The 279-nt window shown below is 55.9% G+C and carries 1 protein-coding gene; it reads left to right on the top strand.

Annotated features, from left to right (window positions below; translation table 11 throughout):
* On the top strand, positions 1-219 hold a 219-nt coding region (locus GWC77_RS29375; RefSeq protein ID WP_217283477.1), incomplete at its 5' end, for a hypothetical protein.
* Positions 220-279: the final 60 nt, after the last annotated feature.

The following is a 279-nucleotide window of genomic DNA, read 5'->3' on the forward strand; positions in this document are numbered from 1 at the left end:
CGCTTCAGCACGCTGCCCGCGCCGGTGGGCAACGTTGAGCGAGCTTTCTTCGTCTTTGCCATCATCGATGTCCTGCGTTTCAATTCGCACCGATTCTACTCGTCCTCGTTAATGCGACAGAGCCCCGTCTCGTACAACGGCAAGCAGTTCGAAGTGTGGCGCGACAATCTGGATGAGAGACGCGCGACAAACAAGATGAGAATGTCGCGGCGAGGTTGATGATGCCGATGTTGATTGACGCTGACAAGCGTTTGTTGATTGACGCGCGGCGCATGTTGC

Origin of the sequence: Paraburkholderia sp. NMBU_R16 (assembly GCF_013282575.1) — a bacterium.
GTDB lineage: Bacteria > Pseudomonadota > Gammaproteobacteria > Burkholderiales > Burkholderiaceae > Trinickia.